Origin of the sequence: Veillonella montpellierensis DSM 17217, from assembly GCF_000426745.1 — a bacterium.
In the GTDB taxonomy this organism is placed as follows: domain Bacteria; phylum Bacillota; class Negativicutes; order Veillonellales; family Veillonellaceae; genus Veillonella; species Veillonella montpellierensis.
On record NZ_AUFY01000020.1, the window covers coordinates 24743 to 32541 of the forward strand.

The following is a 7799-nucleotide window of genomic DNA, read 5'->3' on the forward strand; positions in this document are numbered from 1 at the left end:
GGGCAAGTCTGATGAATAAAAAAATTGCTATTATGATGATAGTAGGAGCTGTTATTGGTTATGGAACAATTGTTACAGCAAATGCTGATACTATTCCTGTCCAAGTTGTAAAAGATCATAAAACAGTACAAGGAGCAGATAAGTTGGTGGTTGTTAATGCTGTATCTGGTCAGCAGGATATAGATAAGCAACGAATTTCAAGCACTGCATCTCCAGAAACAAATAGAACGATTCGTACTACCTTAGAAGGACTTTCAAAGACTTGCACGATGGTAGCTGTACCATCAGCAGAAGAGTATACATCTAGGTTGCGTGTAGGCATTACACCTACTGCTATATTAGGCGATCATATTCATATTGTATATCCTACCATTAACTCTGTCAGTCCTGTTGTTACTCATAGAATCAATAAGAAATTAGCTAACTATGCTACTTCTATAAAAACATCAATAGATAAACGAAATGAAAAAGAACATATGACATATAATATCCTTATGAGTTATGATATAGAAAAGAATCAAGATGGATTACTTCGCATTGTTATGTATACATATACGATTGAAGATAATGCGATAGAAGGTACTATGGTTACGAAAGAATTTATCTTTAATACTACTTCTGGTAAAAGCATATAATTAACCATAATATTTTTACTAATCTATGGGTGACATGTAATGTCTATATCTATCGTTAGCCTTATTAAGGTTTATACGATGTAAGCACTCATGATAGTTTATAAGAAGTCGTAACTATATACTCAACGAAATAGAGGAACATTGAGCATGTTGCATCAATGTTCCTCTATTTTTATGTTTTATAGTAAAGAAGTAGTTTACAGAATACATCGCTATGGCAGATTATACATATAACTCATATTCCTATCTGTAATTATACGGCTAGAAAGAGTAACTATTATTTCATTATGAGCATACGATGATGCTGTAGCTTATCATTGAGATTGTTTTATTGATGGGCTTTTATTTCATTAGCAATATGCCATTTGACAGGTTTTGACCAATTTGTTTCAGTCACAGGGGGTAATTGTATAGAAGCTTTTTTGCCAAATCGTTTAACAAAGGCTTTTTTTGTGGCTGGTGATAATTCATCTACGGTCAAAATAAGAGAGGAGACAGATATATCTGGAGTGATGGAGATGACAGTCCCTTGAGGCTCTAATTGATTATACATATATGTTGTTTCTAGTTGTAAATTATCTAAATCAGCTTGTGTATAGCTACCTATATGAGTAATGACAGAGGTAGTTAGTTCTTTATCATTTGAGGTGGCTAAGGTGGCACCAAATTGTTTTAATTTATTTTCCTTAGTAAAAGTAACATACAGCTTCCCGTGATTCCAGAACATGGCTCCATCATTTCTAAAATCTATCTCTATATCATGGTATTTAAATGTATTCATTAATAATTTATTAGTTTTACTTTCAATGGTTTGTCGATGTATTGTATCCATAAAGGCAAGAGCTTGTGGCGTATGTGTCATACGATAGGCAATTTCAGCGGCTTCAGCACGAGTGATGTATTTTTCAGGATTAAACATGCTATGAGGATTATAGGCTAAAAATTTAAGACTTGCCAATTCACGTACCGCATCTTGTGCCCAAGGGGCTATAAATTTTTGGTCGCTGTAATTATACTCATCTAATATGGTAGGATCCTCCGTTACGTAACCAATATAATGGATATAGTTGTCAGCTACCACTGCAAATTCTTGCCGCGACATATATTTTTCAGGACGATATGTTGTATCTCCGTAGCCGCTAATAATATTTTTTTTAGCTACTGACTCAATAGCTAGTGCAGACCATCGATCGGAAGTAATATCAGAAAATGTGCTCGATAACATAACTGTTGGCGTTTCGCCTAAGAGGTTATTAAATAGGGTTGCTGCTTCCTCTCGTGTTAATGGACTTTCAGGCTTGAATGTATTATTAGCATAGCCATTAATAATTTTTTCCTGTGTCATGGTAGAGATAGATTGGTAAGCCCAATAATTGGGCGGTACATCAGCAAATATATATTGGCGAGAATTGTTAAAGGAAGATACACTATTGGTAATAGAGGTAGAAGTATCTATTGTATTAGCATTGATAGGCACGCTATGCGATGCTGGTTTCACAACGGATATAGTAGCGTGCGAAATCGTATTGGCATGAACATTAGGCAATTCACCTAAACTAATAGTGAATAAGCCAGTCATGAGTATTGTTAGGATGTGATTTTTTTTGTTCATTACAAATTCCTCCTGCGATTACTATAGTTGTATTGTATCACAGAATCAGTATGTATTTTGGTAGATTTTGTAAAATTTGTTTAATGGTATATAAAATAGTGAGAGGAGTGGATTTATTGAAAATTCACTCCTCATATTAGTGGGTATAGATTACACTATTGGATTAATTAGTTTTTACAACCATTTTAACTTTAGAAGCAAATGTTTTATCTACACCTTGTTGGGTACTAGCAGAGGCTGTTGTTACTAATGCGTATAATTGGTTGTTTTGCACGTCTGGAAAAATGACAATAATCATACCAGATTTTTCGTGGGATCCATAATACTTACGGAAGTTTTTTTCGATTTTATTATATTCTGTTTGGCTATAATTAGAGGATTCGACGGTTACTTGTTTCATAGCAGCAAATTTAGTTTTTATTAACGACAATTTTTTTCTATCTTTTACCGCTATGTGAAGTATATTGTCTTTCCAGTATATTACGCCATAGTCCTGAAATTTATTAGATGATTTATAGATTTTATTCAATTTATTAAATACGCTATTTTCCAAATCTTTTTGTTGTTTATTTTCTGCAGTCATCTCTTGGTTGGACTTAGAAGCGTCTTTCTTTTCCACTGTTGATGATACATTATGAGTGGTAGAAGCATTAGCTTTTTCAATCATTACTGGCTGATTAGTGATGATACGATATAAAATAGATGTTACTTCTGCACGTGTGATAGGGTCTGATGGGTTAAAAGTAACATCTGGACCATAGGCTAAATATCCTTTTTCTGCCAGTGCCATGATAGCTGATTTGCCCCAGTCTGTAAATGAATCTTGATCTTTAAATTGGATGTTTTCATTTTTATTGCTGGTTTTGACATGCTCTAACTTGGCAAAGTTTAGTGCTGTAACAGCAAATTCTTGACGAGTCATTGCCTTTTCAGGATTAAACGTGCCATTTCGATAGCCTCCCATAATATTACTATTACATACAGTGGCAATAGCACTATTAGACCAACGGGTAATCGATACATCAGAAAAAGCACTCGTTAAGATAGGTGTTTGGGAATCAATATGATGTTCTTTGTTTATGATAGTAGCATAAACACAAGCAATTTGTTCTCGTGTCATAGAAGCATTTGGTTGAAAGGTGTGGTCACTATAGCCAGATATATACCCTGCATTACTCATAGCAGCGATAGCTGTTTTAGCCCAATGATTAACAGTGTCACTGTAGACGCCAGCAGGCAATGGTAATAAAGCATCTACAGATGCAGTCTTATGAGTGGCACTTGCGGGTGAGGCGATATTTGCTGATGGAGTATTCGCAGAGATAACAGTGGTACTTAATGATAAACAGATTGCTACTACTAATGATAATTTAGATGATTTCATAGGACAGACCTCTTTCTTATTGATTAATAACTAGGCGTAGACTGTCATTCACACTTTTCCTATTTGTATAGAGAGTGCTAGGATGATAGTTATTATATACTCTAAAATATAATATTGTTAGTGCTACAGTGTTTGATTAGCATTATGAAACGATGTTTGATTAGTATTATGAAGGCTAAATTTATGTGGTCCATAGTATATTAGAAACAATTAATGGATTTATTATTTATATATTATAGACAAGAAATACGTGTATGTATAGAGACAAGCGTTGTATAGAATAGTTAATATTAGAATTTTGGATGGTAGCTAACTAGTTGATAATATGGACTATACTAGTGACATTTTATGGGTAATATGTGAAGTAAAATGGTTAATTATGAGAGATGCTTTCAAAAAACTGTATTGTGTAGATTAGAAATGATGATAATTTATATAATTTTACAGTTATACTTATAATTATAAGTATTTCTAAATTGCATAGATATAGAAGATTTTTTGATTAATATAAGATTAAAATCACATTTTTGAATTATTTTGTTAGCAAAAGTGATGATAAAAGGTAAAAAAGGTATTGATATAGATGATAAATTGAATGCCTGTTAGAATTGTAAATATCTGTATTTTTCATATAATGTATTTGATAATGATTATTGAAATAATAATTTATAATTCAAGGTATGATTTTTAATCATAATGGTAGCTTACAAAATAGCTAGTTTACTGATATTGCATATCCTTAGACATTATTAATATCCTATTTTATAATGTGAGTAATGAATATCATTCATTATTCGAATGAAATGTAAATGGATGCGTTAGAATTTATCCATAAATGTGTAAGTACTAGTAAAGTTGAGGATGTGAGAAAATGAAAATTCATCTATTTTCACAATGTTTGATTGATATGTTTTATCCACATGTAGGTATGGCTGGCGTACATGTGTTAGAAAATCTGGGTTGTGATATTACAGTTCCTAAGAAACAAGTGTGTTGTGGACAAATGTTTACTAATTCAGGGTGGAACTCATCAGCAATGTCTTCCATTAAAAACACTATTGAAACATTTGAAGACGCTGACTATGTAGTTAGTATGTCAGGCTCTTGTGCATTCGCCATCAAAGATGAATATCGTGAAATCTTAAAAGATGAACCAGAATGGCTTGAAAGAGCAAATAAGTTAAGTGAACATATTTATGAATTTAACCAATTTATTGTCGATGTATTGGGCGTTACTGATGTAGGGGCTCGTTTTAAAGAAAAGGTAACCTATCACCAATCTTGTCACGTTACTCGTTTGTTAGGTGTTCGAGAACAACCACTTACATTATTAAATAATGTAAAAGACTTAGAATATATACCTATGGAACATTCTGATCGTTGCTGTGGTTTTGGTGGTACATTCTCCGTAAAACAACCAGAAATTTCTGAGCAAATGACTCGTTATAAAGCACAAAAAATTGCTGAGTCTGGGGCTAACGTAGTTGTAGGTAGTGACCAAGCTTGTCTTATGAATATTGCTGGTATGCTTGATCGTATGCATAAAGAAGGCGAAATTAATCGTCGTATCAAGACAATGCATATTGCAGAAGTTTTGAACTGCCGATAGGAGGATGACAATACATGGCTATAATTTATGATAACCGACCATTTAAAACACGTATAAAAGAGTGTATTGATAATCAATTTAAGGTACATGCTATTCAAAGAGCGCAGGATGTATTTGGCGATAATCGTGAAAAATTAGTGGCAGCAGTACCAGAATGGCAAGATTTTAGACAACATGCAGCAGAACTTCGCGATCATGTATTAGCAAATCTTGATTATTATGTAAATCAATTTGCTGAAAATGCTGAAAAAGCAGGAGCTCATATACATTTTGCTGAAGATGGTGTAGAAGCCTCTAAAATTGCTTTAGAAATTTTGCGACAAAAAGAAGCAAAAATGGTTGTAAAATCTAAAACTATGGTATCTGAAGAAATAAGTTTAAATGAAATACTTATTGAAGCAGGTATTGAAGTTAATGAAACTGATTTAGCTGAATTTATTTTGCAAACTGCAGATAATAATCCACCATCACATATTGTTGTACCAGCACTTCATTTGGAACGTAATAAAATCCGTGAAATATTTATGGAAAAAATAGGCTATGTTGGCTCTAATGATCCAGAAGAAATGACAAAATATGTGCGCCAATATATTCGTCAGCGCTTTTTGAATGCAGATGTAGGATTTAATGGATGTAATTTTGGCGTGGCTGAATCTGGGACAGTTACTATTGTATCTAATGAAGGTAATGGTCGTATGGCTAGTTCCATTCCTGAAACACAAATTGTGTTGATGGGGACTGAACGTATTGTTCCTGACTTTGCAGCTTTAGATATTATGATGGAACTATTAATTCGTTCTTCGGTAGGTAGTAAAATTTCTAGTTACTTCTCAATGATTACTGGCCCTGCTAAAGATGGAGAAGCTGATGGACCTAGAGAACAGCATATTATCCTTGTAGATAATGGACGTTCTCGCATTTTGGGAAGTGAATTTGAAGAAATGTTACGATGCATTCGTTGTGGCGCTTGTATGAATGTGTGCCCAGTGTATCGTCAGATTACTGGACATGGATATGGTTCTATCTATCCAGGTCCAATGGGTGCGGTTTTAACACCATTACTAGTAGGCTATGATAAAGCTGGTGATTTGCCATATGCCTCTACTTTATGTGGGGAATGTACGGATGCTTGTCCAGTTAAGATCCCATTACATGAACTTTTATTAAAACACCGCGTGAAGATTGCAGAAGAAGAAAATTTACGACCACCAGTAGAAAAAGCGATATTCAAAGTGGTTGGTACCGTGTTTGGTAACAATAAATTATTTGATTTGGGCACTAAAGCCGGCGCTATTGGTATGAAATTCTTGAGCCATAATGGAACAATGGATGAATGGACAAAGGTCATCCCTGTTTTAGGTGGTTGGACTAAGTCTAAAGAATTAGGCGTATTAAAAACTAAAAAATTCCGTGATGTGTATGCTGAATATGAAGCACAAAAGAAAGCTCAGAAAAAGGAGAAATAAACAATGGATGAAGCTAAACGTAAAGCCTTTTTAGGGCGTTTATCAAAATCTTTGGGCCGTACTGAAGTACCTACATCTGTGGAACCTTTCGATTATAGTAAAGGCCCACAAGGCAAACTTATGCAGAATATGAGCCGTGATGAAATTGTCGAATTATTTAAAGCAGAATGTAAAAAAAATAATACTAAGTATGTGGAAACGACAAAAGATAATTTATATTCTGTATTAATGGACGTTATTAAGGATTGGGGTAATGGTAAAGTTATTTATCCTGATGCGCCAGAACTAGATGAATATAAATTACGAGATGCTTTTAACAATAATACCAATCAAGATGTTACATTTGTAAAATGGGATGCAGAAAAGGGCCGTGATTATTGTATTGGTGAAGCACAGAATGCTGAAATGGGGATTACATTTGCTACATTGGGTATAGCAGAAACAGCTACTGTGTTGCAACGTAGTGATGTAGGATCGGGACGTTCTGTAGGATTATTGCCACTTGTACATATTGCTGTTATTAAGACGAAAGATATTTATCCTCGTATGACACAATCTATGCAACGAGTACAAGAAATATATGATGCTGATCCAGCAGGATTCCCATCTAATTTTGTACATATTACTGGGCCATCTAGTACGGCGGATATTGAATTGGTTCGTGTAGTAGGTGTTCATGGTCCTGTTAATATTTCTTATGTATTGGTTAATGAAGATTAATAGTATATAGCCAATATATACGTTATTAGTCCGTGGTTGATATAATTAGAAACTTATTGTATTGTACGCCGAATAGGCATGATTAAACCCCCAGTTAAACTGGGGGTCAGTCAAATTTCTTAGAGAAAAGGAAAGAACCTCCTAGTGATAAAATGAAGTTGGTCTGGCAACCACAACATTTCAACATAGGAGGTTCAATGTCAATGAATGACGTAAAAAGCTTATCACATAGTAAATGGAGATGTAAATATCATATTGTTTTTGCTCCAAAGTATAGAAGGCAAATAATTTATGGTCGGATAAAAGTTGATGTAGGTAAAATTCTAAGAGATTTAAGTAAGAGAAAAAATGTAGAAATTATCGAGGCGGAATG

Annotated in this window: 7 protein-coding genes; 5 read left to right on the forward strand and 2 right to left on the reverse strand. The window is 33.9% G+C overall.

Annotated features, from left to right (window positions below; all coding sequences use genetic code 11):
• The first annotated feature begins 11 nt into the window (after nucleotides 1-11).
• Nucleotides 12-635: a hypothetical protein gene (locus tag K357_RS0106285; protein WP_028257944.1), complete on the forward strand. Its 624-nt coding sequence runs from the start codon at nucleotides 12-14 to the stop codon at nucleotides 633-635.
• A 328-nt stretch (nucleotides 636-963) separates the two neighbouring features.
• On the opposite strand, the gene K357_RS08995 is transcribed toward K357_RS0106285, so the two are convergent.
• Together K357_RS08995 and K357_RS0106295 are read right to left on the reverse strand one after the other, a co-directional pair.
• Nucleotides 964-2247 (reverse strand): S-layer homology domain-containing protein, encoded by a 1284-nt coding sequence (locus tag K357_RS08995; RefSeq protein WP_051212154.1) that lies wholly within the window; start codon nucleotides 2245-2247, stop codon nucleotides 964-966.
• A gap of 163 nt (nucleotides 2248-2410) precedes the next feature.
• Nucleotides 2411-3631: an S-layer homology domain-containing protein gene (locus K357_RS0106295; RefSeq protein ID WP_028257945.1), complete on the reverse strand. Its 1221-nt coding sequence runs from the start codon at nucleotides 3629-3631 to the stop codon at nucleotides 2411-2413.
• A gap of 871 nt (nucleotides 3632-4502) precedes the next feature.
• Between K357_RS0106295 and K357_RS0106300 the strand changes: the two genes are divergently transcribed.
• From K357_RS0106300 to K357_RS0106315, 4 genes are all read left to right on the forward strand, one after another.
• Complete coding sequence (locus K357_RS0106300; protein ID WP_028257946.1) at nucleotides 4503-5240, forward strand: (Fe-S)-binding protein; 738 nt, start codon at nucleotides 4503-4505, stop codon at nucleotides 5238-5240.
• A gap of 14 nt (nucleotides 5241-5254) precedes the next feature.
• On the forward strand, nucleotides 5255-6706 hold the full coding sequence (locus K357_RS0106305) for a LutB/LldF family L-lactate oxidation iron-sulfur protein (RefSeq protein WP_028257947.1): 1452 nt from the start codon (nucleotides 5255-5257) through the stop codon (nucleotides 6704-6706).
• Nucleotides 6707-6709: 3 nt separating this feature from the next.
• Nucleotides 6710-7426, forward strand: coding sequence for a LutC/YkgG family protein (locus tag K357_RS0106310; RefSeq protein ID WP_028257948.1), 717 nt, complete (start codon nucleotides 6710-6712; stop codon nucleotides 7424-7426).
• A gap of 203 nt (nucleotides 7427-7629) precedes the next feature.
• Nucleotides 7630-7799 (forward strand): IS200/IS605 family transposase (locus K357_RS0106315; RefSeq protein WP_038113761.1); only part of this gene is annotated, 170 nt, incomplete at its 3' end.

What these genes read in the sequence shown, in the direction of transcription:
- K357_RS0106285 (WP_028257944.1), top strand. Translation starts at nt 12, where the DNA reads ATGAATAAAAAAATTGCTATTATGATGATAGTAGGAGCTGTTATTGGT.
- K357_RS08995 (WP_051212154.1), bottom strand. Translation starts at nt 2,247, where the DNA reads ATGAACAAAAAAAATCACATCCTAACAATACTCATGACTGGCTTATTC.
- K357_RS0106295 (WP_028257945.1), bottom strand. Translation starts at nt 3,631, where the DNA reads ATGAAATCATCTAAATTATCATTAGTAGTAGCAATCTGTTTATCATTA.
- K357_RS0106300 (WP_028257946.1), top strand. Translation starts at nt 4,503, where the DNA reads ATGAAAATTCATCTATTTTCACAATGTTTGATTGATATGTTTTATCCA.
- K357_RS0106305 (WP_028257947.1), top strand. Translation starts at nt 5,255, where the DNA reads ATGGCTATAATTTATGATAACCGACCATTTAAAACACGTATAAAAGAG.
- K357_RS0106310 (WP_028257948.1), top strand. Translation starts at nt 6,710, where the DNA reads ATGGATGAAGCTAAACGTAAAGCCTTTTTAGGGCGTTTATCAAAATCT.